The sequence below is a fragment of the Streptomyces sp. NPDC002386 genome (genome assembly GCF_053593175.1).
In genome coordinates this window covers 223,335-249,574 of sequence record NZ_JBSFBX010000013.1, presented here as the reverse complement: position 1 = coordinate 249,574, position 26,240 = coordinate 223,335, and the positions used below count along the sequence as shown (strand labels likewise).

The window sequence follows — 26,240 nt, the reverse complement described above, 5'->3', positions numbered from 1 at the left end:
AGGGAACACCGGGGCGCCCGGCCGGAACCGGCTCCCGCGGACGTGCCTCCTGTCCGAAGCACTCAGTAACACTTTCCCCTGACCGGGCATATCCAAACAAAACCATCCATTCGGGTCATGCTCTCGCACGGCTCGGCGCGATGTGCGCCGTGGAGACGCGGAAGCCGCGGCACGACCGGCCCCCGACGTGATGTGCGGCACGCGCCCGGACCCCGTCCGGGAGGCCGCCCGCGGGATTTCTCCTGGGCAGCGCTTGATCACCGATCAAAGCGGGCGAACCCCCTGGCCACAGCGCATTCCGCTCATTTGACAGTGCACTCGGCACACAGATAGACAGCAGCTCTCGAAAGGTGGAGAGGGGCATTGTGTACGAGCCGAACGTGGTCGGGGACTGGCAGGAGTACGACGAGCATGCCGGTCTGCGGATCCGCGTCCACCGCCTGGAGGCGGCCGAGCCGCCGCGCGGACGCGACGACGCGGCCGCGGGGCTGACGTACTTCAGTGTCCGGGTGACGATCGAGAACCGCGGCTCGCGGCACTACGGCATCCACCTCGAGGACGGCCAGCTCGACGTCCGCGTCGGTCCGGACGGGGAGGGCGCCTTCATCGACTGGCGCAACTCCCAGTTCATCGAGGGCTTCGACGTCTACCCGCTGCGCCGGGCCACCGCCGTGCTCTACGCGGCCGGTCCCGAGGCCTCCCTGACGCACGTGGACGTCCAGGTGCAGCTCCGGGTGGACGAGGAGTGGACCGACCGCCGGCTGTGGGCGGGCGGCGTCGGCGTGCTGGAGTCCACCGCGCCCGCCGCCCCGGCGGCCGGCGTGCAGAGCAGCCTGGCCCACCAGGTGAGCGCCTTCCTCAGGGAGCAGACGGAGCCGGGCGGCGCCTGAGCCGGCTCAGTGCGGGATGCCGTCGATGATCTCCCGCGCCCCCTGCCGCAGCAGCGACACCGCCACCGACGTGCCGAGCGTGGCCGCGTCCAGCCGGCCCGCCCACTCGTGGGCGTTCAGCCGGGTCTTGCCGTCCGGGGTGAACACGCAGGCCCGCAGCGAGAGTTCACCGCCGCGGTCGACGCGCGCGTAACCAGCGATCGGACTGTTGCAGTGTCCCTGCAGCACATGCAGGAACATCCGCTCGGCCGTGGCCTCCCGGTGCGTGTCCGGATGGCCGAGGCCGCTGACCGCGTCGATCAGCTCGGCGTCGCCCTCCCGGCACTGCAGGGCGAGGATCCCCGCGCCGATCGGCGGCATCATCGTCTCAGTGGACAGCACCTCGCTGATCACGTCCTCGCGGCCGATCCGCTCCAGACCGGACACCGCGAGCAGCAGCGCGTCCGCCTCACCGGCGGCCAGCTTGGCCAGCCGGCGGTTGGCGTTGCCGCGGAACGGCACGCACTGCAGATGCGGGTGCGAGGCGGCGAGCTGGGCCACCCGGCGCACCGCGGAGGTGCCGATCCGGGTGCCGGCGGGCAGCTCGTCCAGGGTGAGTCCGCCCGGGTGGACCAGCGCGTCCCGTACGTCGTCCCGCTTCAGGAACGCGGCGAACACCGTGCCGGCGGGCAGCGGCCGGTCGGCGGGCACGTCCTTGACGCAGTGCACCGCGAGGTCCGCCTCCCCGGCCAGCAGGGCCGCGTCCACCTCCTTGGTGAACGCGCCCTTGCCCTCGACCTGGGACAGGTCGCCGAGCCACTTGTCCCCGGTGGTCTTCACCGGGACGACCTCGGTGCGCACCCCCGGACGCAGTACCCCCAGCTCGGCGCGCACGCGCTCCACCTGGGCGAGGGCCATCGGCGAGTCGCGGGAGACGATACGGATCAACTCGGGCACGGACATGGTGGACACCATAGACCCTCACGGGCGCCGTCCCGCACGCTCCCCCGGGACAGTCGTAGGTCGGCGGCGGTGGCCGTGAGGCGTCAGGCGTTCGGGTCGAAGGGGATGCCGGAGGGCTTCGCCGAGGTCAGGTGGGAGGCGAAACTCGCGTCCTTCAGGCCGAAGTTGGCGCTGCCGAAGTCGTAGGCGCCCAGTTTCTCGCGCAGCCCCGCCGGATAGCCGTTCCAGCCGACCAGCGGCGGGTACTGCCAGGTGTGCTCGTGGTTCTCCGGCGGCTCGTCACCCGCGTTGGCCAGCCGGAAGCAGTGCGTGCCGATGCCGTCCTTGTGGTACACGACCTTCGGGTGGCCGCCGTCGAAGCGGACCTCGGAGGCCGGGTGCACGGTGAACGAGCCGTGGTTGGACGTCGACACGTACCGCACCTGCCCGTCCTGCACCCACACCACCACGTGCTCCCAGTCGTGCCGGTGCCCGCCGATGCTGCTGCCGGCCAGCGCCTGGTCCTTCTCGAAGTACAGGCCGTACAGGTAGCCGCACCAGCCGTTGTTGCACTTGTAACGCGAGTAGCTGTTGGTGTTGTCCAGGTCGGAGGCGTCGTGGCAGTTGCCGTTCAGCGCGCCCGTCGGGTTCAGACCCCCGTTGACCGTGCCGTCCGGTCCGATGGCGGGCGTCGGGTAGCAGCCGTCGGTGTCGTAGTCGAAGGCCGGCTGGTACGCCAGCTCCGCGGGCTCGGCGTTGCGGGGCAGCGCGGCGGGCGGCGCGGCGAAGGCGGCGGAGGGGAAGGCCACGACGAGGGCGGCGGCACCGGCCAGCGCGGCGAGCCAGTTACGGGGGCGGATACGGGGCGAGGGCATGGGGGACTCCAACTGCGCTGAGCAACAAGGGAGTTCAGCATCCCGGCCGCGCGCCCCGCTGCCAAGGGGCCCCAGGCGTCACAGAAGTGAAGGACCGTGGAACGGTCGCGTCTAACCGAAGCCGGGCAGGTCGGCCGACGACTCCTCGGCGGCCAGGTCGGGGCGCAGCCGTTGCCAGGAGGGCTGGCGCAGCATCCCGGCCCGGGTGCGGGTGCTGTAGCTGACCTCACCGACCAGCCGGGGCAGCACCCACTGGGCGCCCGCGACGCGCGGCACGGGGTCGAAGGGGCAGCGGCTGCTCGCCGCGGCCCGCAGCAGCCGGGCCAGCTCCGTCCGCTCCGCCTCGCTCCAGCCGGTGCCCACCCCGCCGACGTAGCGCAGCCGCCCCCCGGCGCGCTGGCCGACCAGTACGGCGCCGGGCAGTCCCGTCAGCCGCCCCTTGCCGGGCAGCCAGCCGCCGACGATCACGTCCTCGCTGCGCAGGTTACGGATCTTGATCCAGGAGCGGGAGCGCACTCCCGGCTCGTACACCGAGTCGAGGCGCTTGCAGACCAGGCCCTCGAGGCCGTGCTCCCGGGTCGCCCGGAGGGCCTGGGCGCCGTGTCCGGTCACCGCGGCCGGCGTCGACCAGTGCGGTCCGTTCAGGCCCAGCTCCGTCAGCCGTTCCCGCCGCAGCGTGTAGGGGAGCCGGAGCAGGGGGTGTTCCAGGTACGGGACGTCGAACAGCACCAGGTGGACCGGCAGCTGGGCGGCGCGGCGGGCCGCCCGGGCGGGGGAGTGCGCGAGCCCCATCCGGCTCTGCAGCAACTGGAAGTCGGAGCGGCCCCGTTCGTCCAGGGCCAGCACCTCGCCGTCCAGGACGGCGGGCGTGGTGCCCAGGGCGGTGCCGAGCGGCCGGAGTTCGGGGTAGGCGCCGGTGATGTCCTCGCCGGAGCGGGCGCGCAGCAGGACGCCGCCGTCGCCGGGCAGGTACACCATCACGCGCTGGCCGTCCTGCTTGGTCTCGTACGCCCACCGCTCGTCCTGGGCGGCGGGCGGCAGCGGGCCGGGGGTGGCGAGCATGGGCGCGACGAGCGGCAGGGTCAGGGCGTTCACGGCTGAAGGTGTCGACCGTGCCCGCCGCCCTCACGCGCCTTTCGGCCCCGGTTCCCCTGAACGGGCCCCGGCGCCGGTCCGGCTCCTGCCGGCGGACCGGCTCAGCCTCATCGGGTTCCGGCTCGGCGGCCGGCTCCTCGCCGCGGGCAACGGCGACCGGGGTTTCAGCGCCTTCGCCATGGCCGGCGTCTCCTCGACGGTGTTCACCGGCATCGCGGCGCTGCGCTCGGCCCGGCGGCCGGAGCGCGCCGGCACCGAGCAGCGGCTGATCGCCGCGGGGTGACCGAGCCCGGTACCGCACCCGCCCCCGGGCCCGGCCGGTACGGTGCCGCATCCGCGTTCCGGGTGCGGCACCGCGCGCTCTTCCCCCGTCCCGCCCGCCCGAAGCGGCCCTGGCGGCGACTACCGTCGAGTAATATCCGGCGGCAGGTCACCAGAGGAGGAACCGTGCCCCGGTCCGAACGCTCACCCCTGCTGCTCGCCGGCCTGCTGGCCGCGGCGGGGGTCGCCCATTTCGCCGCACCCCGCCAGTTCGACCACCTCGTCCCCAAGGCTCTGCCGGGCACGCCCCGCGCCTGGACGTACGGCAGCGGAGCCGTGGAGCTGGCCCTGGCCGCCGGTGTCGCCGCGCGCCGGACGCGCCCCCTGGCCGCCAGGGCGGCCGCCGCCTTCTTCGTCGGGGTGTTCCCCGCCAACGTGAAGATGGCCGTCGACTGGCGCCACCGTCCCGCGCCCCAGCGCAACGCCGCCCTGGCCCGGCTGCCGCTTCAGGTGCCCCTGGTGCTGTGGGCCCGTGGCGTGGCCCGCGAGGGGGAGGGACGGTCATGACCGGACGTGCCGAAGTGGGCGACAAGGTCGAGGACTTCGCGCTGCCCGACGAGACCGGCACCGTCCGCAGCCTCACCGGGCTGCTGGCGGACGGCCCGGTCGTGCTGTTCTTCTACCCCGCCGCCCTGACGCCCGGCTGTACCGCCGAGGCCTGCCACTTCCGCGATCTCGCCGCCGAGTTCGCCGCCGTCGGCGCCCGACCGGTCGGGATCAGCGGCGACAGCGTCGAGCGCCAGCAGGAGTTCGCCGGACGGCACACCCTCGGCATGCCGCTGCTGTCGGACGCCGACGGCGCGGTCCGGGAGCGGTTCGGGGTCAGACGGGGCTTCACCCTCGCCCCGACCAAGCGGGTCACCTTCGTGATCGGCCAGGACCGCACGGTCCTGGAGGTGGTCCGCAGCGAGCTGCGGATGAACACCCACGCCGACCGCGCGCTGGCCGTGCTGCGAGCCCACGGGGACTGATCCGGTCCGCCGCCGCGCTTGATGGACCGGAGCATTCGGATCATCCTGGGGCATATGGAGCGAGTCGCGGCCGCTGTGGTCATCGACGCCCAGGGCAAGGTGACCGGGTGGAGCCAGGGCGCGCGGCTGCTCACGGGCCGTGCGGCGGCCGAGGTCGTCGGCCGGCCGGCGGCCGAGCTGCTGGCCGGGGAGCCCCCCGGCGGCGTCCTGGCCGCCGGGACCGGCACCCTCACCCTGCTGCACCGTGAGGGGCACCCGGTCGAGGTGACCGTGAGCGTCTGCCCGGTGCTCGGTGCCGACGGTGTGCCGGCCGGACACGTGATCACCGCCGACCCCACCGGTCCGGTGCTGGTGGGCGAGGTCTTCCAGCAGGCCTCCATGGCCATGTCGGTCCTCGACCTCGAACAGCGCTACCTGTACGTCAACGGCGTCGCCTGCCGGCTGATGGGCGTGCCCGAGGAGACGCTGGCCGGCCGCTTCTACACCGACACCGTGGAGGAGAGCGAGCACACCCGGGGGTTCGTGCGCCATCTGCGCGAGGTGGCCGAGACCGGCCGGCCCGTCCGCTACGAGAGCTTCACCGGAGCCCCCGCTCTGCGCCGGGCGCACGCCTGGAGCATCGAGATGTGGCCCCTGTGCGACCGCTCCGGGGAGCCCACCGCGGTGGCCCTGGCCGCCTTCGACAGCAGCGAGGAGTACTGGGCCAGGCGCCGCCTCGCCCTGCTGAACGAAGCCGCCTCCCGCATCGGCACCACCCTGGACGTGGCGCGCACGGCCGAGGAGCTGATCGAACTCCTGGTCCCGCAGTACGCCGACTTCGCCACCGTCGACCTGCTGGACTGGGTCCTCGGCGCGCACGAGCCGCCGGCGGCCCCCGAGAGCGGCACCGAGCTACGGCGCGTCGCCCACCGCTCCGTCGTGGCGGGCAACCGGGGCGCCGCGCTGAACCCGGGGGAGTCGGAGGAGTACCTGCCGTCCACCCCGCCGGCCGTCGCCCTGCGCGAGGGCCGGGCGGTACTGGCCCAGGCCGGCGAGCCGGCGTTCGACCAGTGGCTCGCGGACCGCAACGCGCGCTCCCCGGAGGGCCGCCCCCACCGGGAGGGCGTCCACTCGATGATCGCCGTGCCGCTGCGCGCCCGGGGCATCACCCTCGGTGCCGCGGTGTGCGTGCGCAAGTACCACTCGGACGCGTACGGCCCCGACGACGCCGTCTTCGCCGAGGAACTCGCCAGCCGCGCCGCCGTCTGCGTCGACAACGCCCGCCGGTTCGCCCGCGAGCGCGACACCGCGCACGCCCTCCAGCACAGCCTGCTGCCGAGCGGGCTGCCGGGCCAGGCCGCCGTCGAGGTGGCCCACCGGTATCTGCCGTGCGGCTCGCTGGCCGGCATCGGCGGTGACTGGTTCGACGTCATCCCGCTCTCCGGCAGCCGGGTCGGCCTGGTCGTGGGGGACGTCGTCGGCCACGGCATCCAGTCCTCCGCGACCATGGGCAGGCTGCGCACGGCGGTACGGACCCTCGCCGACGTCGACCTGCCCCCGGACGAGCTGCTCACCCACCTGGACGACCTGGTCAGCCACCTGGCCACCGGTGACACCGGCGAGGAGGTCGCCGAACTGGGCGCCACCTGCCTCTACGCCGTCTACGACCCCGTCTCCCGCCGGCTCAGCCTGGCCGCGGCCGGCCACCCGGCCCCGGCCGTCGTCCTGCCCGGCGGCACCGCCGAGTTCGTGCCCATGAGCGCCGGGCCGCCGCTCGGCGTCGGCGGGCTGCCCTTCGAGGCGACGGAACTCGAACTGCCCGAGGGATCGGTCGTCGCCCTCTACACCGACGGCCTGGTGGAGGACCGCGACCGGGACGCCGACCGGGTCACCGAGGAGCTGCGCCACGCCCTCGGCACACCGGCCACCTCCCTCGAGGCCCTCAGCGACGACGTCCTCAAGGCCGTCATGCCCGAGCAGCCCACCGACGACATCGCCCTGCTCCTGGTCCGGACCCGTGCCCTGGGCGCCGACCGGGTGGCCACCTGGGACGTCCCGTCCGACCCGGCCGCGGTGGCCGCCTTCCGGCAGGCGGCCACCGAGCGGCTCACCGACTGGGGCCTGGAGGAGATCGCGTTCGTCACCGAACTCGTCGTCAGCGAACTGGTCACCAACGCCATCCGCTACGGCGAACCGCCCGTCCAGCTCCGCCTGATCCGCGACGGCGCGCTCATCTGCGAGGTGTCCGACGGCAGTTCCACCTCGCCGCACCTGCGCCGGGCGCACGCCTACGACGAGGGCGGCCGCGGACTGCTGCTGGTCGCCCAGCTCACCCAGCGCTGGGGCAGCCGGCAGACGACCAGCGGCAAGACCATCTGGGCCCAGCAGCCGCTGCCCGGCAACTGATCACTCGAAGGAGCACCCCGGATTCGGCGCGTCCTGCGAGAACGGGGCGCCGTGCGGCAGCACGTAGAGCACCTCCAGGACGACCGGGGTGGTGCCGAGGTTGCGGCCGATGTGCACTCGGTCCGGACCGGACGGCTCCTGTATCGTCGCGCCCGCGCGGTACACGCCGTCCGAGGCGCAGCCGGAGTCGAAGTGGCTGAGGGTGCCCTGCTTCACCACGCCGTACAGCGGACCGTCGTGATAGTGCCAGCCGGTGCCCTGGCCGGGCGGGATGGTGATCTCGCGCAGGGTGTAGTCGGTGCCGCCGACCGTCCGCTGCGCGATGGTCCGGGCCGTCACCCCGGAGCCCGGCGGGGTGGCCCCCGCGGTGCCGCAGGTGAGGAACGCGGCGGCGGTCACCACGCCGACGAGGGCGGTGCGGAGTGCGGTGCGCATGCTGGAGCCTCCAGGGTCGCGAGCGGGTTACCGCCGCGAACATAGAGGCGCGAGGCCGGTGTTGGGGGCAGAACCAGGTGATCCGGTTACGGCGCCCGGTGGTCCGGCCGGGGCACCTGGCGTTCCGGTCGCGGCACCTGCCGCCGCGCGCACGGTGCCCGGTTGTCCGCACGCGGCGTCCCCGGCCGGCGGCCCCGGCCCGCTGCCGGGCCGGGGCGGTCACCCCTCGACGGCGTCGGCGGCGACCTGGGCCAGGGTGCGCCCGGTGCGCACCGAGCGGGCCCGGCGCGGATCCGGTGTGCCGTGCCCCGCCGGCCGCGCGGGACCCTTGCGCACCAGCAGCCAGGACTCCTCCTCGTCCGGGCCCCCGCGGAACCTGGTCAGGGCCCACTCGCCGCGCAGCTTGGCCCCGTGCAGCCGGAACGTGGCGTGTCCGTGCTCCAGCGACTCGGCGAAGTCCACCGGACGTCCCCGGCGGTCGTGGCTGAGCGGCTCGTACGTCCCGTGCTCCCACACGATCACCGTGCCCCCGCCGTACTCGCCCTTCGGGATCACGCCCTCGAAGTCCTCGTACTCCAGCGGATGGTCCTCCGTCGGCACGGCCAGCCGCTTGTCCCCGGGGTCCGTCGACGGCCCCCTGGGGACGGACCAGGACTTCAGCACGTCCCCCACCTGGAGCCGGAAGTCGAAGTGCATCCGGCGGGCGTCGTGGATCTGCACCACGAACCGCGGCCGCTCGTCAGCGGTCGCCGCCTCGCCGGACGGTTCGCGGGTCCGCCCGAAGTCGCGCCTGCCTCGGTAGGTCCGCAGCCGGTCCTCCGTCGTCACGTGCGGCTCCCTCCGTCCGTCCGCCCCACGAGCCCCCGGGTACCCCGGTACGGACCGGGTCAGCCCGCCACGCCGTCCAGCTCGGCCACCGCGTCCTCGGGCAGGACCAGCGCGGCGGCTGCGATGTTCTCGCGCAGATGGTCCGGGGAGGAGGTGCCGGGGATGAGCGCGATGTTGGGCGAGCGGCGGAGCAGCCAGGCGAGGGCCACCTGCTGTGGCGAGGCGCCGAGCCGCGCGGCCACCTTGGACAGCGTGTCGGACTGCAGCGGGGTGAACCCGCCGAGCGGGAAGTACGGCACGAAGGCGATGTTCTCCGCCGCCGTGCGCTCCACCAGTGCGTCGTCCCGCCGGATCGCCAGGTTGTACAGGTTCTGCACGGTGACCACGGGCGCGATGCCCCGGGCCTCCTCCAGCTGCGCCAGGGACACGGCGCTCAGCCCGAGGTGCCGGATCAGGCCCTGCTGCCGCAGTTCGGCCAGGGCGCCGAACATCTCGGCCACCGGTTCCTCGTTCGGGGCGTCCACGTCCCCGAGCCGCAGATTGACCACGTCCAGCGTCTCCAGACCCAGGTGCCGCAGGTTGTCGTACACCTGTGCCTCGAGGTCCGCCGGATGCCGGGACATGATCCAGCCGCCGTCCGCGCCGCGCCGCGCGCCTACCTTGGTGACGATGCGCAGATCGTCGGGGTAGGGGTGCAGCGCCTCGCGGATGATCTCGTTGACGACGACGGGGCCGTAGAAGTCGGCCGTGTCGATGTGCGTGATGCCCGCGTCCACCGCGGCGCGCAGCACCGCGACGGCCCGGGCCCGGTCCTCCGGCGGTCCGAAGACGTGCGGTCCGGCGAGCTGCATGGCGCCGTAGCCCATGCGGGTGAGGGTCAGGCCGTCCGCGGGGGTGACGGTGCCGCCGAGCTGTGCGGTCATGTGGTGCCTCTCGTGCCGTTCGCCGAGCCGCCGGCCGGCGGCTCCTCTCCACCCTGCGCCCGGTGCGTCCCGCACGGCAGTGTCCCCGTGTTCCTGGGAGTGGCAGGACCAGTCACCGCCGCGCACGCCGACGTACGGTGTTGCCATGGACGGTACGAACGCGCTCGGCGAGTTCCTGCGCGCCCGCCGGGGCCGGGTCCGGCCGGAGGACGTGGGACTGCCCGGCTCGGGACTGCGCCGGGTGCCGGGGCTGCGCCGCGAGGAGGTCGCGATGCTCTCCGGCATCAGCTCCGACTACTACCTCCGCCTGGAGCAGGGCCGCGACCGCAACCCCTCGGCGCAGGTCCTCGAGGCCGTCGCCCGGGTGCTCCGGCTGGACGCCGACGCCACCTCCTACCTCCTCGGCCTCGCCCAGGACCGGCCCCGCGAGACCCGGCCGGGGGCACGCACCGGGCCGGCACGCCACGGGGAGCAGGTGCCGGAGGGCCTGCTGCGCCTCATCGACGGCTGGCCGCGCAACCCCGCCTACATCCAGAACCGCTACACCGACTGCCTCGCCGCCAACGCCCTGGCCACGGCCCTCACCCCGAACTACCGGCCCGGTGTCAACCTGCTGCGGGCCGTCTTCCTCGACCCCGCCGAGCGCGCGCTGCGCCGGGACTGGGACGACCTCACCGAGGAGGGCGTGGCCGCGCTGCGCGCGTACGCCGGGCCCGAGGCCGACGACGCGCGGCTGCGCGACCTCGTCGGCGACCTCTCGCTGCGCAGCGACCGCTTCCGGACGCTCTGGGCCCGGCACGAGGTGCGGCCCCGGCGCGGCCGGCTCAGCAGACTGAGCCACCCGCAGGTCGGCGACCTGGAGCTGTACTCGGAGAAGCTGACGGCGGACGGCACCGGCGGACTCACCCTGGTGGTCTTCCACGCCGGGCCCGGCAGCCGCAGCGCCGAACTCCTCGACATCCTCGGCAGCCTCGCCGCGCCCCGCACCGCCGCCGCCCGGGAACCCGCCGAGGAGCCGTAGCGGCGGGGGCGGGGCGGCCGTGCTCACGGAAGCGGGGGCGCGGGCGGGAAGTTCGCGGCGCACGAGGCCCTGGTGCCACGATCGGTCGTGGAGCCGGTTCGGACGACCAACGGAGCGCGCATGACGACGCACAGGACCACGGCGGAGCACACCGGGCAGGCGGAACGGACCGGGGGCGTGGAGGTGCGCCCGGTCGCCGGGCACATCGGCGCCGAGATCACCGGCGTCGATCTCGCGGGCCCGCTGGACGACGCGGTGGTCGCCCTGATCAGGGAGGCGGTGCTGCGCTGGAAGGTGGTGTTCTTCCGGGGGCAGGAACTGGACCACGCCGGGCACGTCGCCTTCGCCCGCCGGTTCGGCGAGCCGGTCGTCCTCGGCCGGCGGGGCAGCGCCTCGCCGGAGGACCACCCCGAGGTGGAGACCACCGCCGACCGGCTGGAGCTGGGCGGCCGTTTCGGCATGGAGCAGGAGGAGTGGCTGCGCCGGCGCCGGCACACCCTGCTGCGCGGCTGGCACTGCGACCACGGCGCCCGCGTCGACCCGCCGGCCGCCACCGTCCTGCGCGCCGAGACCGTACCGCCGTACGGCGGCGACACCACCTGGGCCAATCTGGCCGCCGCCTACGCCGGGCTCTCGTCGCCGGTCCGCGCCTTCGTGGACGGGCTGCGCGCCGAGCACCGGCTCGGCGTCGGCTATCAGCCGCGGCCCGGCGACGACGCCTATCTCCGTCACCTGCTGGACCGTCAGGTCGCCTCCGTGCACCCCCTGGTGCGGGTGCACCCGGAGACGGGCGAGCGCGTGCTGTACGTCAACGGCTACTACCTGGAGCAGATCACCGAGGTCTCCCGCCCCGAGAGCGCGGCCCTGCTGGAGATGCTGCTCGACCAGGCGGTACGCCCCGAGTACACGGTCCGCTTCCGCTGGGAGCCCGGGAGTGTCGCCTTCTGGGACAACCGGGCCACCATCCACCTGGCCCCGAGCGACAACGCCCACCTCGGATTCCCCCGGATCATGCACCGGGTGATGCTCGCGGGCGACGTCCCGGTGGGCGTGGACGGCAGGCCGTCCACGCCGGTCACCGGCACGGAGGCGGGCCGCTGGTGAGCCGGGGGCGGGCCACCGGCCCGGCGGCCCCGCCCCCGGCGGTTCATATCAGCGGGATCGTGACCTCGTCCTCGACCGGCGGATCCAGTTCCTGGGCGCGGTTGCCGGTCGCGGCGAAGCAGCGCAGCCGCACCGCCTCCGGTGTGACGTCCAGGCGCAGGAAGGACTTGAAGAACGGCGGGCTGTAGGTGACCGAACCCGGCGAGAAGAGCTGGGTGTAGAGCTTGCGGACGGGCAGCCGGAACCGGGAGGTCCGGTCGGGGCGGCGGCCCGCGCCCAGCAGGCTGGCGACGAGCCGCACCCGCCGGGTGATCCGGACCTCCGGACCGGGCGCCCGGCCGGGCTCGATACCGAGGCGCTCGGCCACGACCGCGGTCGCCTCGTCCTCGGTGAGGGTGAAGAAGCGGCGCAGCCGCAGCCGCCGCGCGTACACCTGGCTGTAGAAGGCCAGTGAGTCGCCGCGCAGCGGGTAGCAGCGGAACTCCCGCTCCGTGACGTTCCCGACGGACACCCGGGGGATGGTGTGCGTGGCGTGCATGAACGCGCCACCGCCGCCCGAGACCACGTACTGCACGGTGCGGCCGTCCACGTCGACCGGATAGCGCTGGTAGTTGTGGATGTCGCCGCCGATCGCGGCCACGTAGTGGTGCTCCGGGTCGCGCACGACGTCGTCGACCGTGCCGCCGCCCTCGACGGCGCAGGGGTGGTGCTCGCCGTCCACGTACAGCGGGGAGCCGGTGATGAGGATCTTGGGCTTCGGTCCCCGGGACACCTCCCGCAGCCACGCGCCCTGTTCGGCGTCGATCGTGCCGAGCAGCCCGGTGTCGATGCCGACGATCCGCACCGGTCCGGCGTCGATCGCCCAGTACGGGCCCGGCTGCACGGCCCGCTGCTCCGGCGCCGAGCGCAGCGCCCGTGCCTCGGCGAGGTGCCGGCCGTCCGAGGGGCGCGCCCGGTGCCAGAGCAGGGAGCGCCACCAGGCCCGGGTGAGCGGGCGGGGCCGCGGTTCGGGGGCGGGCGGGGGAGCGTCGGCGCAGAAGACCCGCATGAACGCGCCGAGGTCCTCGTACCAGTCGTGGTTGCCCGGTACCGCGTAGACCGGCGCCGGATAGTCCTGGTACGGCCGGAAGAACTTGGTGCCGTAGTCGTCCGCGCTGCCGACGGGGTAGATGACGTCGCTCGCGATCACCGCGAACTCCGTGTCCCGGCCCGCCTCGAGGAGACCCGGCACGGTGGCGTACTGGGAGGCGCCGCCCTCGCCGGTGTCGCCGACGACCATGAAGGAGAAGCGGTCCGGCACCTCCCGGCGCACCACCTTGTCCGCCGGCGCCCCGGCCGCCTCCTGCCCGGCCACCAGGCGGCTGCGGGTACGGCCGGTCGGGTCGCCGAACCATGACGCGAGCACCCCGTTGCGGGCGGCCCACAGGAGCCTCGGATCCAGCCAGGACAGCTTTTCCACGTGAACGGGCATCAGCCGCTGGTAGAGGCCGGGTTCGGAGGGGCCCCAGCCGGCGCCCCGGGCGGTATCGCGTGAGGATTCAGACACGCGAGCACGGTAACAACGCCGTTGTGGACGACCGCAGGGTGGGACCCGGCGTCAAGTGCTGGTAAAATAAGGCAACTTCGCGGTTCGACGCCGCTGATGCCGTGTTCCTCCACGCCCTGGGCCGCCCGCTGCGCCGGCCGGCGTGGCGCGGGCGTCCGGGGTCCCTCGGCCGTCGCCGCGGCAGGGTAGGGAAAACCCTCGAATTGCCTCTGGCGCTGCTGACATGCGCGAGTCAAGGCTGCCATTCTCCCCCAGCACGCAGTCGGTTTCGCGTGCAAGCACCTTGCTCCCCACACCGTTCAGCTCGTCCCGGACAGCACACCCGTCTGTCCGGGTCTTCACCGGCCGCTACCCGGCGGCCGCAGCAGGAGGAAATCGAGTGAGTCGTCTTCCCCACAGACGGGCCTTGGCCGGAGCCGCACTGGTCTCCACCGCGGCCTTCCTCGCCGTCGGCATCCAGTCGGTGCCCGCCGCCGCCAAGCCCTCGGCTCCCCACGCCGGCCACCTGCGCACCGGCGGCCTGGAGGCCAAGCTCTCCCCGGCCCAGCACGCCAAGCTGCTCAAGAGCGCCCAGCAGAAGACCGCGGCGACCGCCCGCTCCCTCGGTCTCGGCGCCAAGGAGAAGCTGGTCGTCAAGGATGTCGTCAAGGACAACGACGGTACCCTGCACACCCGTTACGAGCGCACCTACGCCGGGCTCCCCGTCCTCGGCGGCGACGTCGTGGTGCACACCCCGCCGGCCTCCGTGGCCAAGGGCACGGTGAGCACGACCTTCAACAACAAGCACACCATGAAGGTCGCCTCCACCACCGCGACCTTCACCAAGGGTGCCGCCGAGACCAAGGCCCTGAAGGCGGCCGAGGCGCTCGACGCCAAGAAGGCCACCACCGACAGCGCCCGCAAGGTGATCTGGGCCGGCGACGGTACCCCGAAGCTCGCCTGGGAGACCGTGATCGGCGGCCTCCAGGACGACGGCACGCCAAGCGCGCTGCACGTCGTCACCGACGCCACCACCGGCAAGGAGCTGCACCGCTACCAGGCCATCCAGACCGGTACGGGCAACACCCAGTACAGCGGCTCGGTCAGCCTCAGCACCACGCTGTCCGGCTCGACGTACCAGCTCTACGACACCACGCGCGGCGGCCACAAGACGTACTCCCTCAACGGGGGGACCTCCGGCACCGGCACGCTGATGACGGACTCGGACGACGTCTGGGGCACCGGTTCGGGCTCCAACACCCAGACCGCCGGCGCCGACGCCGCCTACGGCGCCCAGGAGACCTGGGACTTCTACAAGAACACCTTCGGCCGCAGCGGCATCCGCAACGACGGTGTCGCCGCCTACAGCCGGGTCCACTACAGCAGCGCCTACGTCAACGCGTTCTGGGACGACAGCTGCTTCTGCATGACCTACGGCGACGGCACGTCCAACACGCACGCGCTGACCTCGCTGGACGTGGCCGGCCACGAGATGAGCCACGGTGTCACCTCCAACACCGCGGGCCTCGACTACAGCGGTGAGTCCGGCGGCCTGAACGAGGCCACCTCCGACATCTTCGGTACGGGTGTGGAGTTCTACGCCAACAACTCCACCGATGTCGGCGACTACCTCATCGGCGAGAAGATCAACATCAACGGCGACGGCACCCCGCTGCGCTACATGGACAAGCCCAGCAAGGACGGCGGCTCCGCCGACAGCTGGTACTCCGGCGTGGGCAACCTGGACGTCCACTACTCCTCGGGTCCCGCGAACCACATGTTCTACCTGCTGTCCGAGGGCAGCGGCAGCAAGGTCATCAACGGGGTCACCTACAACAGCCCGACCTCGGACGGCGTCGCCGTCACCGGCATCGGCCGCGCCAAGGCGCTGCAGATCTGGTACAAGGCGCTGACGACCTACATGACGTCGAGCACCAACTACGCCGGTGCCCGCACCGCCGCCCTGAACGCGGCCGCCTCGCTGTACGGCACCAACTCCGCCGAGTACGCCGGGGTGGGCAACGCCTTCGCCGGTATCAACGTCGGAAGCCACATCAACCCGCCGAGCAGCGGCGTGACGGTGACCAACCCGGGCAGCCAGAGCGCCACCGTCGGCACGGCGGTCAGCCTGCAGGTCCAGGCGAGCAGCACCAACAGCGGTGCCCTGACCTACAGCGCCACCGGTCTGCCGGCCGGCCTGTCGATCAACGGCTCGACCGGTCTCATCTCCGGTACGCCCACCACCGCCGGCTCCTCCAGCACCACGGTGACGGTGAAGGACTCCACCGGCGCGACCGGCACCGCGACCTTCGGCTGGACGGTCAGCACCACCGGCGGCGGCTGCTCCGCCTCCCAGCTCCTGGCCAACCCGGGCTTCGAGTCGGGCAGCACCGGCTGGACCACGACGAGCGGTGCCATCACCAACGACACCGGTGAGGCCGCGCACGGCGGATCGTACAAGGCCTGGCTCGACGGCTACGGCAGCTCGCACACCGACACCGTGTCCCAGTCGGTGACGATCCCCGCGGGCTGCAAGGCGACCCTGACCTTCTACCTGCACATCGACACCGCGGAGAGCGGCACCACCGCGTACGACAAGCTGACGGTGACCGCCGGTTCGAAGACCCTGGCCACCTACTCGAACGCCAACGCGGCCTCCGGGTACAGCCAGAAGTCCTTCGACCTGTCCTCGCTGGCGGGTCAGACGGTCACGCTGAAGTTCAACGGCGTGGAGGACTCCTCCCTGCAGACCAGCTTCGTCGTGGACGACACCGCCCTGACGACCGGCTGATCACAGCACGAAGCTGTCCCGCACCCCGGAGCTCCTCCGGGGTGCGGGACCGTCCCATGTCTCAGCTCAGCGGATCCAGCGTCAGATACGCCTGCTGCGGGGCGCCGTCGTGCACCAGGGACTCCTGGTTGCCGACGTCGTCGAAGGCGAAGGCGTACGCCTTGCCGTCGGTCATCTGGGAGTGGACGGCACGCGCGTAGTGGTTCGTCACGCCGTCCTGGTAGAAGTTCGCCGCCGAGGTGTCGGGCTGGTTGGGGTTGCTCAGCAGCGTGGAGCGGTTGAAACCGGCGCACAGCGTACGGGAGATGGGGCCGCGCACCTGGTCGTTGGGCGCGTCCAGCAGCTTGTGGCAGCCGAAGATGCTGGCGGCGTCCGGCTTCTGGAAGCTGGTGACCACCGCTCCGGAGGAGTTGGTGAAGTTCATGACGTTCCCCGACACCCGGCCGAAGTACTTGGTGTTCGGCTGGTCGGCGAAGGGCGTGACGGTCAGCGTCGACGTCGCGTACTTCTGCCACACCCGGTTGACGTAGTCGTCCATGACGTTCGCCGGCAGAGCCCCGGTCTCCACCCCGTACAGCGGGGAGAGCGCCCGCAGCACGGTGCCGTCGGAACGCGTCTGGACCAGGCCGGACCAGCCGCCCGACTGGCCGCGCAGGGTGTTGAACACGGCGTTGTAGCCACCGGACTTCAGATGGCCGGTGGTGCTCACGCCGCCGTCCGCGCGCTGCACTCCGACCGCGTACGGCGCCGAGAACATGTCCACCTGGGTGCTGTTGAGCCACAGACCCGAGTCGTTCAGCGTGTACTCCGACCAGTTGAACAGGATGTTCCTGTTCGGGTCGGAGGGGTTCTGCACGGCCGGCTGCACCAGGCCGCCTGTGGTCAGCCGGAAGTCGAGCTTCTGGCCGTAGGAGAAGTAGATCCGGCCGGAGAACTTGGGTATCCGGATCGTCTTCGACTGTCCGGGGGCCGGGCCGGCGATCGCCGCGTCCGGCGCCGGGGTCGGCGGGTTGCCGCCCGCGGGCCAGGCGTGGAAGGCGCCGCTCTCGTCGGCCCAGCCCTGCCGTCCGGAGGACAGCTGGGTGCCGAGGTCGTATACGTAGACGGGCTCGGAGCGGCCCGAGTTGTTGGTGATCCTCAGGGGGATGGTGTCCGCGACGGCGGCGCCGGCGAGGTCCGGCGTGCCCAGCGCGAGCACACCGCCCACCAGGGCCGCCGCGGCCGCCAGGGGCAGCACGGGACGCGTACGACTGGGGAGCACTCTCCACCTCCGTGTGGGGTCGGGGTGATACGTGATATTGGTCCGTACCTGTTCTGAGAGCGCTCTCAGCGTTACGGCCGATCACGTGCATGTCAATGATTTGAACAGGATCCGGGTGGCGTCCGCGCCGGGGCGGACGCCGTGGCGGACCTCAGAAGGCGCGTTCGAGCAGGGCGAGCAGGGCGGCCCAGTGCCGTTCGTCGGCCTCCCGGTCGTAGGCGGTGGTGTCCGCCTGCGTGTACCCGTGCCCGGCACCCGGATAGACCTCGGAGGTGTGCCGTACGCCGGCGGCGGTGAGCGCGTCCGTCAGGCGCCGGATCTGCTCCTCGGGCATGGACCGGTCCTGGTCGGCGTGGCCGAAGTACAGCTCGGCGGTGATCCGACCGGCGCCCAGGTGCGGGCTGTCGGGGGCGTCGGTGGCGAGCCGTCCGCCGTGGAAACCGGCCGCTGCCGCGACGCGGTCCGCGTGGGTGGCCGCCGTCCGCAGGACCAGCCGGGCGCCCATGCAGTAGCCCGTCAGCGCCACCGGGCCGTCGGCGACCAGGGGACTCCTGGCCAGCCAGTCCAGGTAGGCGTCCGCGTCCCGCCGGGTCTGGTCCGGGGTGAGGGAGGCCATGACCGGGCCGATCCGCTCCCAGATGGTCGGGTCGGCCGAGGTGTCGATGAACTCCGGGACCTCCCCGATCGGGGTACGGCCGTGCCGGTAGAAGACGTTGGGGACCAGCACGGTGTAGCCGGCGGCCGCGAGCCGGTCCGCCATCGAGCGCAGCTGCGGGCGCAGCCCGTACGCGTCCTGGTAGAGGAGGACCCCCGGCCGCGGCCGCCCGTCGGCGGGATGGGCGAGGTAGGCGTCGGCGACGCCGTCCGCGGTCGGAACGTCGACGCCGGTTCCCTGTACGTCGGTCATGGTGTGGAGCCTCCCGGGTGGATCGGCCGACCGTGACACAGGCGTCCGCCGGCCTCGCGTACACGCCTCATGCTGCCACGCAAGATCCACCCGGCCGGGGCGGCCTGCCCGTCACTCGAAGCGTGACGTGTCCCCCGCGCCCCGCCGGACGATCTCGGCCTCCCCGCCGGAGAAGTCGACCACCGTGGTCGGCTCGGTGCCGCAGTCCCCGGAGTCGACCACGGCGTCCACCACGTGGTCGAGCCGGTCCTTGATCTCCCAGCCCTGCGTCATCGGCTCCTCCTCGTCCGGCAGCAGCAGGGTGCTGGACAGCAGCGGCTCGCCCAGCTCGGCCAGCAGGGTCTGGGTGACCACATGGTCGGGGATCCGCACGCCCACCGTCTTCTTCTTGGGGTGCAGCAGCTTGCGCGGCACCTCGCGGGTGGCCGGGAGGATGAAGGTGTAGCTGCCGGGGGTCGACGCCTTGATGGCCCGGAACACGTCGTTGTCGACGTGCACGAACTGGCCGAGCTGCGCGAAGTCCCGGCACATGAGCGTGAAGTGGTGCCGGTCGTCCAGATGGCGGATCGAACGGATCCGGTCCATCCCGTCGCGGCTGCCGATCTGGCAGCCCAGCGCGTAGCAGGAGTCGGTCGGGTATGCGATGAGCGCCCCCGAACGCACCGCGTCGACGATCTGGCCCATGCTGCGCGGCTGCGGGTTCTCGGGGTGCACGTCGAAGTACTTCGCCATTCACCGAGCTTAATGCCCTTCGCGGCGCGCCGCGGTCGCGGCCCGGCCGCGCCTCCCCGGCGGACGCGGCCCAGGCCCCCTCGGGGAGCGGCTCGACCCGCCGCGGGACGCCGCCGGGCACGGGGGAAACCACTGCTCGCCCAGCGGCCGGAACGGGCCGCTCACCGGGCGCGGACACCGGAGGCCGGACCCTCGCCGGCGGCCGACGGGCCCGCACCGGAAGTCGCCGGAATTCGTGTGGTGTAGGACGCGGGACAGGGGGCAACCGATGGAAGAGCCGCCCGGGGCCTCCCCCCGCCACCGGGCTGCGGCGCCTCCGCCGGCGGTCCATCCCCCCCGGACCGCCGGCGGAGCCATGTCCACGGGCGCCGCCGACGGCGCGAATCGGTGAATCGGGTAACGTCCACGTCCGAAACCCGAGGTCAGCGCGAGAACGAGGAGGGGCACGACGTGGCCGGCCGAGCGGACGAGGGCCCCGGCGCCGAGGAGCCGTACGCCATCGACTGGGCCGGGCAGTTGCTCGACCATCTGCGTCCCGCGGCCCGTGACCCGCACCGGGTGGCCGGCTGGCTGGGGCAGGCCCTGCGGGCGACCGTGTGCCTCCAGGACGCGCACGGGCGCCTCCTCGCGGGGGAGCCGATGCCGCTCGACGCCGCCGTGCTCGCCGACGTCGGCGGCGGCCGGATCTCCTCCGCCGCCCTGGACGACGGCGAGCGCCACGTCCGCATGGTCGAGGTGAGGCACCGCGAGCAGGGTACGGGCGCCGTACTGGCCGTGGTCCGCGGCGAACCCTTCGACCGGCGCGCCGCCGAGCTCGTGAACCGCGCCGCCGGTGTGCTCGAACTCCTGCTGCGCGACCGGGAGCTGACGCACGCGGGGCGCCGGCTGCGCCGGGCCACGGCCGATCTGCGGCTCGCCATCCTGCAGTTGCTGATGGTGGAGGACATCGTCTCCGCCCGCAGGGTCGCCGCCGGCCTCTGGCCGGGCCTGCTGGAGGGGGACACCGCCCGGGTGTACGTGGTCGAGAGCGTCCCGGCCGAGCGGGACGCGCTCGCCGACGCCTGCGCCGGCGCCACCGACGGGCAGGCACTCGTGGTGCGCTGCCCCGCGATGGACGGCCATGTCATCGTCGTCAGCCCCGAGCCCACGGCGGGGCAGCGGCTGCGGTCCCTGCTCGACGGCCGGTCCGGCGTCTTCCTCGGCGGCAGTCTGCGCCAGCGGCTCGCCCGCACCGCCACCGCCTACGGCCAGGCCGTCAGCGCGCTCGCCGTCGCCCGCTTCCGCCCGGACCGGACGGCCGTGTACGCCGAACGCACCCACCCCGAACGCCTCATGGACCCGGTCGCGCTGCACGCCTGGTCCGCCGGAGTGCTGCGCCCCCTCGACGCCCTGGCCCACCACACCCGCGCCGAGCTCCTCGCCACCACCCGTCTCGGCCTGGAGTTCACCGCCGTGAGCGCGGCCAAGGTGCTCGGCGTCAGCCGTAACACCGTCCGCGCCCGCATGGACCGCGTCGAGACGCTGATCGGCACGGACTTCTCCGGCCTCACCACCCGGGCCGCCGTCCGGCTCGCGCTCAACTCCGAGGCCGCGCGGGGCCCGTACGACCCGGACCGCACGGCACCCGGTCCGTCGGCCGGCGTCCGGCTCGGTGACCTGTTCGCCCCACCCGCGCTGCGCGGCTGGGGCGGGGAACTGCTCGGCCGCCTGGACGGCGACGGCCGCGATCTGCGCCGCACCCTGCGCGCCTGGCTCGCCGCCGACGCCAACGCCGAACGCGCGGCACGGGAACTGGGCGTCCACGCCCAGACCGTGCGCGAGCACGTGCGGGCCGCCGAACCCGTGCTGGAACGCCAGTTGCTGGCCGGGGGAAGCGATCTGTACGAGGTCGTCCTCGCCCATCTGGCCTGCGGTGCCCTCACCGTGCCCGGTCTCGGCGGGGCGAACCGGGGCCAACCGGACTCGGCTGTGCACGAGTGAGTCGCCGGCGCCGGCGGAAGGGCACGGGCACGGTACCCGTCGCCGTGCCACGCGCGTAACGTCGGCGGTCCGCGGGGCACGACCGGCACGGGGGACCGGTCGGGGCCCCGCCCTCCTCTCCGCGGCGCGGTCTCATCGCCCGGCGGGTTGGGCCGGCAGGTCGAAGACATGGCCGGGCGAGATGATCCTCGTGATCGCCTGACCGAACAGGGTGCTCGGTTCCTGGTTGTCGTGGCCGATGTCGGTGTTGAGGGCCACCACGAGGGTCGTTTGGGCCTCGGGCAGGAAGACGGTCAGGGTCTCGTAGCCCGGCAGCGAGCCGTTGTGGCCGATCCACCCCTGGACGTCGAAGATCCCCAGCCCGTACCCGGCGCCCGGGATCGGCGTGGGCGGTGTGATGAGCCGCTGCCGCTGGGCGGCCGGACTGATCATCCGCCGGCCGTCCGGGAAGCGGCCGGTCGCCACCGTGGGCGCCCAGGTCCGCAGGTCGCCCAGGGTGGAGATCATGGCGCCGGCCGCCCATCCCCACGACGGGTTCCAGTCGGCCGTGCCCTGCACCTTGCCGTCGGCCGTCTGGTCCGTGTAGCCCTGCGGGTGCGGGGAGGGGAACTCCGCGCCGGACGGGAACGAGGTGTCCTTCATTCCGGCCGGGACGAGGATGTGCCGTCGGATGTAGTCCCCGAGGTTCTGCCCGCTCTGCTTCTCGACGACCAGGCCGAGCAGGATGAGGTTGGTGTTGCTGTAGTAGAACTTCCGTCCCGGCGGGAACATCACCGGGTGCCTGAAGGCGTAGCCGAGCAACTGCCGTGGAGTGAAGGGGCGTTGCGGGTCGGACGTGAGGGCCTTGAAGAAGCCGTCGTCCTCGGAGTAGTTGAACAGCCCGCTGCGCATCCCGGCCAGCTCGCGCAGGGTGATCCGGTCCCCGTTCGGCACCCCGCCGATGTACTTGCCGATCGGGTCGTCCAGGCCGGCCTTCCCCTCGTCGACCAGCTGCAGCAGCGCCGTCACGGTGAACGTCTTGGTCTCGCTGCCGATCCGCACGTACATGTCCGGCGTCATCCTCCGGCCGTCGCTCCTGTCGGCCACGCCGAACGAGCGGACGTGACTGCCGCGGTCCGGCGTCCAGACGCCGACGCTCACGCCGGGCACGTTCGCGGTGCGCATCACCTGCCGCACGGCGGCGTCGATCCGACGGGTCACGTCGGGGGTGAGGGCGCGGACGGCGTCCGGTCCGGAGGGGGAGGGGCTCGGTGATCCGGCGGCGGACACGGCGGGTGCGGAGGCCGGCGCCGCCCCGGCGGGTCCACCCGCGAGCGGTACCGTCAGTGTCCCCACCACGACGGCGGTCACGGCCCCCCGGCGCAGGCGTGCGAGAGAGTGCGACATGAGCGACTCCAACCACATGAGAGCCGGACGTGCGGTGGGCGAGACGTCGGAGCCCTGCCTGCTCAGGATAGGGGCGCCGCCCGCACCCCGCCCGTCGGCCGCCGGTGGCGCCGCGGCAGGCCGCGGTCGCTCAACTCGTGGCGGAGCGGCGGCCTTCGGGGCGGCCCGCTACCGCCCGCACAGGGGAGCCGTGACCGCCAGCATGCCGTTGGCCTGCCGCAGCGCAGCCTCCAGGGTGCCGGGCGTGTGGAGCGCGCCGGTGCCGTCCGGCGGGATCAGCCACTCCAGCGAGCGGGCGGGCCGGTACGGCGGGGGCACCGCGACCCAGGACCCCTTGGTCGCGTACCGCAGGCCGTCGCCGACCCACCCGCCGGCGGGGTCGGGCGGCAGGAAGAACCCGACCCGCCCCGCGGTGGTGTCCACCAGGGTCGGGCCGGGCACGGGCAGGGCGGGCCGCCACAGCAGGTCCAGGGTGAGCAGGCCGAGCCGGTCGGGCACGCTCAGCACGTCCCAGAAACGGCCCGCCTCCAGGACCGAGATGCCGTCGCCGTGATCCCACTCCCATTTACAGGCCCGCGGGTCGGCCGCCGCCGCGGCGAGCCACTCCACGCCCCGCATCCACATCGCGTTCGTCATGCACTGCTCCGGGTCGTCTCGCTCGTCCGCCCGCGGCGCGGGAAACGGTCATGACCGGGCACAGCGGTGCAGGCGCACGCCAACCCGGCATATGCATGCTGGTAGATATTTCTATCTGGCGGAAGGGGTGGCGCAGCCTGGCGTTTGAGGCGCGCCCTTGACACGCGTCAGCCCGCTGGACGGGCGGCAACGGAATCGATCGCAACGACGATCGATTCGATCGTCAGGGCTTGAACGGAGAGTCGTTCCCGCCGTAGGCTCCCGCTGTTCCGTCGTCCAGCACCAACCGAGGTACTCCATGGACCGCACGCGTCTGCACGCACTCCTGGCCCGCGAGAGCGCCGAGGCCGAACGCCGGAACCCGCGTTCCAGGGCGGCCTATGCCCGGGCCGACCATCTCTTCGGCCGGGTGCCGATGACCTGGATGAACAAGACCGCCGGTGCCTTCCCCCGCTATCTCGCCGGGGCACGCGGGGCCCGGATCACCGACGTGGACGGCCACGAGTACATCGACTTCTGCCTCGGTGACACGGGCGCGATGGCCGGACACTCGCCGGAGCCCGTCGCCGAGGCGGTCCAGCACCGGTACGGGACCCTGGGCGGGGCCACCGCGATGCTGCCCACCGAGGACGCCGAGTGGGTCGGCGCCGAGCTGACCCGGCGCTTCGGCCTGGCCCGCTGGAGCTTCTCGCTGACCGCGACCGACGCCAACCGCTGGGCGATCCGCCTGGCCCGGGCCGTCACCGGCCGCCCGAAGATCCTTTTCAACAGCTACTGCTACCACGGCAGCGTCGATGAGTCGCTGATCGTCGTCGGTCCCGACGGCCGGGGCGCGGACCGCCCCGGCAACGTCGGCGCCCCGTGCGACACCACGTTGACCAGCCGGGTCGCCGAGTTCAACGACCTCGCCGGGCTGGAACGCGAACTGGCCCACGGCGACGTCGCCGCCGTGCTCATGGAACCCGCGCTCACCAACATCGGCATCGTGCTGCCCGAGCCCGGCTACCTCGCCGGAGTCCGCGACCTGACCCGGCGCCACGGCGTGCTGCTGATCAACGACGAGACCCACACCTTCTCCGCCGGACCCGGCGGCTGCACGGCCGCCTGGGACCTCGACCCCGACCTGCTGACCATCGGCAAGGCGATCGGCGGCGGCATCCCGGCCGGCGCGTACGGCCTGTCCGACGAACTGGCCGAGCGGCTGCTGGGCCGCGACGACCTGGACCTGGTGGACATGGGCGGCGTGGGCGGCACCCTCGCCGGGAACGCCCTGTCGGTGGCCGCGACCCGCGCCACCCTGGAGCACGTGCTCACCGACGAGGCCTTCTCCCGCATGGCGGGGCTCTCCGAACGCTTCGAGGCGGGTGTCCGGGCCGGTATCGAGACCCACCGGCTGCCCTGGTCGGTCAGCCGGCTCGGCGCCCGCACCGAGTACCGTTTCACCTCCCCGGCACCCCGCACCGGCACCGAGTCCGCGGCCGCCGCCGACCCGGAGCTGGAGGACTTCCTGCACCTCTACCTCGCCAACCGGGGCATCCTGCTGACCCCGTTCCACAACATGGCGCTCATGTGCCCCGACACCACCGAGCAGGACGTCGACACCCACACCGAGGTCTTCGCCGCGGCCCTGGCCGAACTGGCGGAGTGAGAGAGGACGGCCGGCCCCGATGGACGAGATCGACCGCGCCATCCTGCGCGAGCTGCAGACCGACGGCCGCATCGCCTACGCCGACCTCGGCCCCAGGGTCGGCCTGTCCGCCTCGGCGGCCAGGCAGCGCCTGCAGCGCCTGCTGGACTCCCGGGCCGTCCAGGTCGTCGGAGTCACCGACCCGATGGCCATGGGCGGGCAGGCGATGGCCCTGCTCGGCATCGGCGTCGACGGCGATCCGCGGACCGTGGCCGACGCGCTCGCCGCCCGCCCCGAGGTGGTCTACTCGGTGCTCACCGCCGGCGGCTTCGACCTGTTCGTCGAGGTGGTCGCACCGGGACCCAGGGATCTGCTGGACTTCGTCAACGACGTGGTCCGGCCCGTCGAGGGCGTCCGCGAGATCCAGTCCTTCCCGTACTTCGGGATCCACACCCACCGGTTCCTCTGGGACGTGGGCTGACCGGTGCGCCGCGCGGGCGGGGACCGGGGTACCGGTCAGGCGGCCGGCGGCAGGGGTGTGAGCACCAGCATGCTGGCGTCGTCACGGACCTCGTAGCTGAGCCGCGCGAGGTCCTCCCACACCGCGCCGGGCAGCTCGGCGGGGGCGGCCGCGGCCAGGTGCGGTAGCCGCTCGGGCAGCGGATAGAAGGCGCCGGTGGCGTCCCGCGCCTCCCAGACCCCGTCCGAGGCCAGCAGCAGCCGGTCGCCCGGGGTGAGGGAGAGTGTGACCTCCTTCGGCGGGTCCAGACCGACCAGCCCGATGCCCAGCGGCGGGCCCGGGGCCACGGTCGTCTCCCGGGCCTGTCCCTCGTGCAGCAGCACGGGCGGCGGATGGCCGCAGGCCACCACCCGCACCGCGCCGGCGTCGCCGGTGAACTCCAGGAGCACGGCGGTGGCGAACAGCTCCGTCTGCCCGTCGCCGGCCGCGTCCACACCGAGTCTTCGGTCCATCCGGGCCGCGACCGCCTCCAGGTCCGGCTGGTCGAGAGCGGCCTCGCGGAAGGCGCCCAGCAGGGACACCACCGTCGCCATGGCGGCCAGACCGTGCCCCCGCACGTCACCCATGACCGCCCGGACACCGCCGGGCCCGTCCCGTACGTCGAAGAAGTCGCCGCCCACCAGCGTCCCGTCCTGCGCCGCCCGGTAGAAACCGCCGCAGCCGATCCGCCCGACCCGCTCCGGCAGCGGGGGCATCACCGCTCGCTGCACGGCCTCCCCGATCGCCCGCTCCACGACCAGCTGGGCGTCCCGGTGACTGCGCACGTAGGACACGAACACGCTCAGCACGGCGACGAACACGATGGTGAGCAGATCGGTGTTGCCGGGGCGGTTCAGATGCGTGGCCGGCACATGGAGCACCACGACGACCGCGCCGCCCAGCGCTGCCGTCCCCCAGGGGCCGTACGACAGGACCGCGAGCGGCGGGATCGCGCCCAGCAGGAACCCGAGATCGCTCGCCGTCGGGGTGGTGAGCGCGGCCACGGTCACCACCACGAGCAGCAGCACCGGCAGCACCCGCACCCACCGCGGCGGCGGCGCGCCCCGCAGCCAGCCACGATCCTCCGCATTCTGACGCGACGCCCGGCCGCGCACCCCAGTCACATT

24 protein-coding genes are annotated in these 26,240 nt (G+C 73.2%); 11 read left to right on the top strand and 13 right to left on the bottom strand.

The window, feature by feature from the left end; all coding sequences use genetic code 11:
• Window positions 1–365 precede the first annotated feature (365 nt).
• A complete protein-coding gene (locus ACWCPN_RS25885; protein ID WP_392294530.1) occupies window positions 366–890 on the top strand; it encodes a hypothetical protein in 525 nt (174 codons plus the stop codon).
• Window positions 891–896: 6 nt separating this feature from the next.
• Here the strand turns inward: ACWCPN_RS25885 and hemC are convergent, their stop codons facing one another.
• The 3 genes from hemC to ACWCPN_RS25870 form a co-directional block, all read right to left on the bottom strand.
• Window positions 897–1,832: a hydroxymethylbilane synthase gene (hemC, locus tag ACWCPN_RS25880; RefSeq protein WP_365130246.1), complete on the bottom strand. Its 936-nt coding sequence runs from the start codon at window positions 1,830–1,832 to the stop codon at window positions 897–899.
• 83 nt (window positions 1,833–1,915) lie between these two features.
• Window positions 1,916–2,686, bottom strand: a complete 771-nt coding sequence (locus ACWCPN_RS25875; RefSeq protein WP_451210510.1) for an NPP1 family protein — start codon at window positions 2,684–2,686, stop codon at window positions 1,916–1,918.
• Between the two features lie 111 nt (window positions 2,687–2,797).
• The gene (locus ACWCPN_RS25870) at window positions 2,798–3,772 is read right to left on the bottom strand and encodes an ATP-dependent DNA ligase (protein ID WP_451210553.1); all 975 of its coding nucleotides are present in this window, start codon (window positions 3,770–3,772) and stop codon (window positions 2,798–2,800) included.
• Between ACWCPN_RS25870 and ACWCPN_RS25865 the strand changes: the two genes are divergently transcribed.
• From ACWCPN_RS25865 to ACWCPN_RS25850, 4 genes are all read left to right on the top strand, one after another.
• Complete coding sequence (locus ACWCPN_RS25865) at window positions 3,747–4,064, top strand: hypothetical protein (protein ID WP_451210507.1); 318 nt, start codon at window positions 3,747–3,749, stop codon at window positions 4,062–4,064. The two genes, ACWCPN_RS25870 and ACWCPN_RS25865, sit on opposite strands and share 26 nt — an antisense overlap.
• Window positions 4,065–4,228: 164 nt before the next feature.
• The gene (locus tag ACWCPN_RS25860; RefSeq protein WP_451210504.1) at window positions 4,229–4,609 is read left to right on the top strand and encodes a DoxX family protein; all 381 of its coding nucleotides are present in this window, start codon (window positions 4,229–4,231) and stop codon (window positions 4,607–4,609) included.
• Window positions 4,606–5,073: a peroxiredoxin gene (locus ACWCPN_RS25855; protein WP_199209362.1), complete on the top strand. Its 468-nt coding sequence runs from the start codon at window positions 4,606–4,608 to the stop codon at window positions 5,071–5,073. The genes ACWCPN_RS25860 and ACWCPN_RS25855 overlap by 4 nt, the downstream gene beginning before the upstream one ends.
• Window positions 5,074–5,127: 54 nt before the next feature.
• A complete protein-coding gene (locus ACWCPN_RS25850; RefSeq protein WP_451210501.1) occupies window positions 5,128–7,458 on the top strand; it encodes a SpoIIE family protein phosphatase in 2,331 nt (776 codons plus the stop codon).
• Here ACWCPN_RS25850 and ACWCPN_RS25845 read toward each other — a convergent pair whose 3' ends face one another.
• From ACWCPN_RS25845 to ACWCPN_RS25835, 3 genes are all read right to left on the bottom strand, one after another.
• Window positions 7,459–7,893 (bottom strand): cupin domain-containing protein, encoded by a 435-nt coding sequence (locus tag ACWCPN_RS25845; RefSeq protein WP_451210498.1) that lies wholly within the window; start codon window positions 7,891–7,893, stop codon window positions 7,459–7,461.
• A gap of 219 nt (window positions 7,894–8,112) precedes the next feature.
• Entirely contained in the window at window positions 8,113–8,721 is a 609-nt protein-coding gene (locus ACWCPN_RS25840; protein ID WP_451210495.1) for a DNA polymerase ligase N-terminal domain-containing protein, read from the bottom strand.
• Between the two features lie 59 nt (window positions 8,722–8,780).
• Window positions 8,781–9,644 (bottom strand): oxidoreductase, encoded by an 864-nt coding sequence (locus ACWCPN_RS25835; protein WP_451210492.1) that lies wholly within the window; start codon window positions 9,642–9,644, stop codon window positions 8,781–8,783.
• Between the two features lie 145 nt (window positions 9,645–9,789).
• On the opposite strand from ACWCPN_RS25835, the gene ACWCPN_RS25830 reads away from it, so the two are divergent.
• Window positions 9,790–10,665 (top strand): helix-turn-helix domain-containing protein, encoded by an 876-nt coding sequence (locus ACWCPN_RS25830; protein WP_451210489.1) that lies wholly within the window; start codon window positions 9,790–9,792, stop codon window positions 10,663–10,665.
• Between the two features lie 120 nt (window positions 10,666–10,785).
• Window positions 10,786–11,769, top strand: a complete 984-nt coding sequence (locus ACWCPN_RS25825) for a TauD/TfdA dioxygenase family protein (RefSeq protein ID WP_451210486.1) — start codon at window positions 10,786–10,788, stop codon at window positions 11,767–11,769.
• A 43-nt stretch (window positions 11,770–11,812) separates the two neighbouring features.
• Here the strand turns inward: ACWCPN_RS25825 and ACWCPN_RS25820 are convergent, their stop codons facing one another.
• A complete protein-coding gene (locus tag ACWCPN_RS25820; RefSeq protein ID WP_451210484.1) occupies window positions 11,813–13,315 on the bottom strand; it encodes a metallophosphoesterase family protein in 1,503 nt (500 codons plus the stop codon).
• Between the two features lie 379 nt (window positions 13,316–13,694).
• Between ACWCPN_RS25820 and ACWCPN_RS25815 the strand changes: the two genes are divergently transcribed.
• Window positions 13,695–16,085, top strand: a complete 2,391-nt coding sequence (locus tag ACWCPN_RS25815; protein ID WP_451210481.1) for a M4 family metallopeptidase — start codon at window positions 13,695–13,697, stop codon at window positions 16,083–16,085.
• Between the two features lie 61 nt (window positions 16,086–16,146).
• On the opposite strand, the gene ACWCPN_RS25810 is transcribed toward ACWCPN_RS25815, so the two are convergent.
• The 3 genes from ACWCPN_RS25810 to ACWCPN_RS25800 form a co-directional block, all read right to left on the bottom strand.
• Window positions 16,147–17,346 (bottom strand): glycoside hydrolase family 64 protein, encoded by a 1,200-nt coding sequence (locus ACWCPN_RS25810; protein ID WP_451210478.1) that lies wholly within the window; start codon window positions 17,344–17,346, stop codon window positions 16,147–16,149.
• A gap of 151 nt (window positions 17,347–17,497) precedes the next feature.
• Entirely contained in the window at window positions 17,498–18,253 is a 756-nt protein-coding gene (locus ACWCPN_RS25805) for a dienelactone hydrolase family protein (protein WP_451210475.1), read from the bottom strand.
• Window positions 18,254–18,364: 111 nt separating this feature from the next.
• Entirely contained in the window at window positions 18,365–18,985 is a 621-nt protein-coding gene (locus tag ACWCPN_RS25800; RefSeq protein WP_451210472.1) for an L-threonylcarbamoyladenylate synthase, read from the bottom strand.
• Window positions 18,986–19,435: 450 nt separating this feature from the next.
• Here ACWCPN_RS25800 and ACWCPN_RS25795 point away from each other — a divergent pair, with 450 nt between their 5' ends.
• Window positions 19,436–20,965, top strand: a complete 1,530-nt coding sequence (locus ACWCPN_RS25795) for a helix-turn-helix domain-containing protein (RefSeq protein WP_451210469.1) — start codon at window positions 19,436–19,438, stop codon at window positions 20,963–20,965.
• 132 nt (window positions 20,966–21,097) lie between these two features.
• On the opposite strand, the gene ACWCPN_RS25790 is transcribed toward ACWCPN_RS25795, so the two are convergent.
• Both ACWCPN_RS25790 and ACWCPN_RS25785 read right to left on the bottom strand, forming a co-directional pair.
• Window positions 21,098–22,351 carry a serine hydrolase domain-containing protein gene (locus tag ACWCPN_RS25790; protein ID WP_451210466.1) on the bottom strand — a complete coding sequence of 418 codons (1,254 nt, stop codon included), beginning with the start codon at window positions 22,349–22,351 and terminating at the stop codon, window positions 21,098–21,100.
• A 168-nt stretch (window positions 22,352–22,519) separates the two neighbouring features.
• The gene (locus ACWCPN_RS25785; protein WP_451210463.1) at window positions 22,520–22,987 is read right to left on the bottom strand and encodes a hypothetical protein; all 468 of its coding nucleotides are present in this window, start codon (window positions 22,985–22,987) and stop codon (window positions 22,520–22,522) included.
• A 298-nt stretch (window positions 22,988–23,285) separates the two neighbouring features.
• Here ACWCPN_RS25785 and ACWCPN_RS25780 point away from each other — a divergent pair, with 298 nt between their 5' ends.
• Both ACWCPN_RS25780 and ACWCPN_RS25775 read left to right on the top strand, forming a co-directional pair.
• Window positions 23,286–24,635 (top strand): transaminase, encoded by a 1,350-nt coding sequence (locus tag ACWCPN_RS25780; protein ID WP_451210459.1) that lies wholly within the window; start codon window positions 23,286–23,288, stop codon window positions 24,633–24,635.
• A gap of 19 nt (window positions 24,636–24,654) precedes the next feature.
• Window positions 24,655–25,095 carry an Lrp/AsnC family transcriptional regulator gene (locus ACWCPN_RS25775; RefSeq protein WP_199209351.1) on the top strand — a complete coding sequence of 147 codons (441 nt, stop codon included), beginning with the start codon at window positions 24,655–24,657 and terminating at the stop codon, window positions 25,093–25,095.
• A gap of 35 nt (window positions 25,096–25,130) precedes the next feature.
• Here the strand turns inward: ACWCPN_RS25775 and ACWCPN_RS25770 are convergent, their stop codons facing one another.
• Complete coding sequence (locus ACWCPN_RS25770; protein WP_451210455.1) at window positions 25,131–26,237, bottom strand: PP2C family protein-serine/threonine phosphatase; 1,107 nt, start codon at window positions 26,235–26,237, stop codon at window positions 25,131–25,133.
• Window positions 26,238–26,240: the final 3 nt, after the last annotated feature.

What these genes read in the sequence shown, in the direction of transcription:
- ACWCPN_RS25805 (WP_451210475.1), bottom strand. Translation starts at nt 18,253, where the DNA reads ATGACCGACGTACAGGGAACCGGCGTCGACGTTCCGACCGCGGACGGC.
- ACWCPN_RS25825 (WP_451210486.1), top strand. Translation starts at nt 10,786, where the DNA reads ATGACGACGCACAGGACCACGGCGGAGCACACCGGGCAGGCGGAACGG.
- ACWCPN_RS25790 (WP_451210466.1), bottom strand. Translation starts at nt 22,351, where the DNA reads ATGTCGCACTCTCTCGCACGCCTGCGCCGGGGGGCCGTGACCGCCGTC.
- ACWCPN_RS25785 (WP_451210463.1), bottom strand. Translation starts at nt 22,987, where the DNA reads ATGACGAACGCGATGTGGATGCGGGGCGTGGAGTGGCTCGCCGCGGCG.
- ACWCPN_RS25850 (WP_451210501.1), top strand. Translation starts at nt 5,128, where the DNA reads ATGGAGCGAGTCGCGGCCGCTGTGGTCATCGACGCCCAGGGCAAGGTG.
- ACWCPN_RS25835 (WP_451210492.1), bottom strand. Translation starts at nt 9,644, where the DNA reads ATGACCGCACAGCTCGGCGGCACCGTCACCCCCGCGGACGGCCTGACC.
- ACWCPN_RS25780 (WP_451210459.1), top strand. Translation starts at nt 23,286, where the DNA reads ATGGACCGCACGCGTCTGCACGCACTCCTGGCCCGCGAGAGCGCCGAG.
- ACWCPN_RS25875 (WP_451210510.1), bottom strand. Translation starts at nt 2,686, where the DNA reads ATGCCCTCGCCCCGTATCCGCCCCCGTAACTGGCTCGCCGCGCTGGCC.
- hemC (WP_365130246.1), bottom strand. Translation starts at nt 1,832, where the DNA reads ATGTCCGTGCCCGAGTTGATCCGTATCGTCTCCCGCGACTCGCCGATG.
- ACWCPN_RS25775 (WP_199209351.1), top strand. Translation starts at nt 24,655, where the DNA reads ATGGACGAGATCGACCGCGCCATCCTGCGCGAGCTGCAGACCGACGGC.
- ACWCPN_RS25845 (WP_451210498.1), bottom strand. Translation starts at nt 7,893, where the DNA reads ATGCGCACCGCACTCCGCACCGCCCTCGTCGGCGTGGTGACCGCCGCC.
- ACWCPN_RS25865 (WP_451210507.1), top strand. Translation starts at nt 3,747, where the DNA reads ATGGGCGCGACGAGCGGCAGGGTCAGGGCGTTCACGGCTGAAGGTGTC.
- ACWCPN_RS25800 (WP_451210472.1), bottom strand. Translation starts at nt 18,985, where the DNA reads ATGGCGAAGTACTTCGACGTGCACCCCGAGAACCCGCAGCCGCGCAGC.
- ACWCPN_RS25855 (WP_199209362.1), top strand. Translation starts at nt 4,606, where the DNA reads ATGACCGGACGTGCCGAAGTGGGCGACAAGGTCGAGGACTTCGCGCTG.
- ACWCPN_RS25830 (WP_451210489.1), top strand. Translation starts at nt 9,790, where the DNA reads ATGGACGGTACGAACGCGCTCGGCGAGTTCCTGCGCGCCCGCCGGGGC.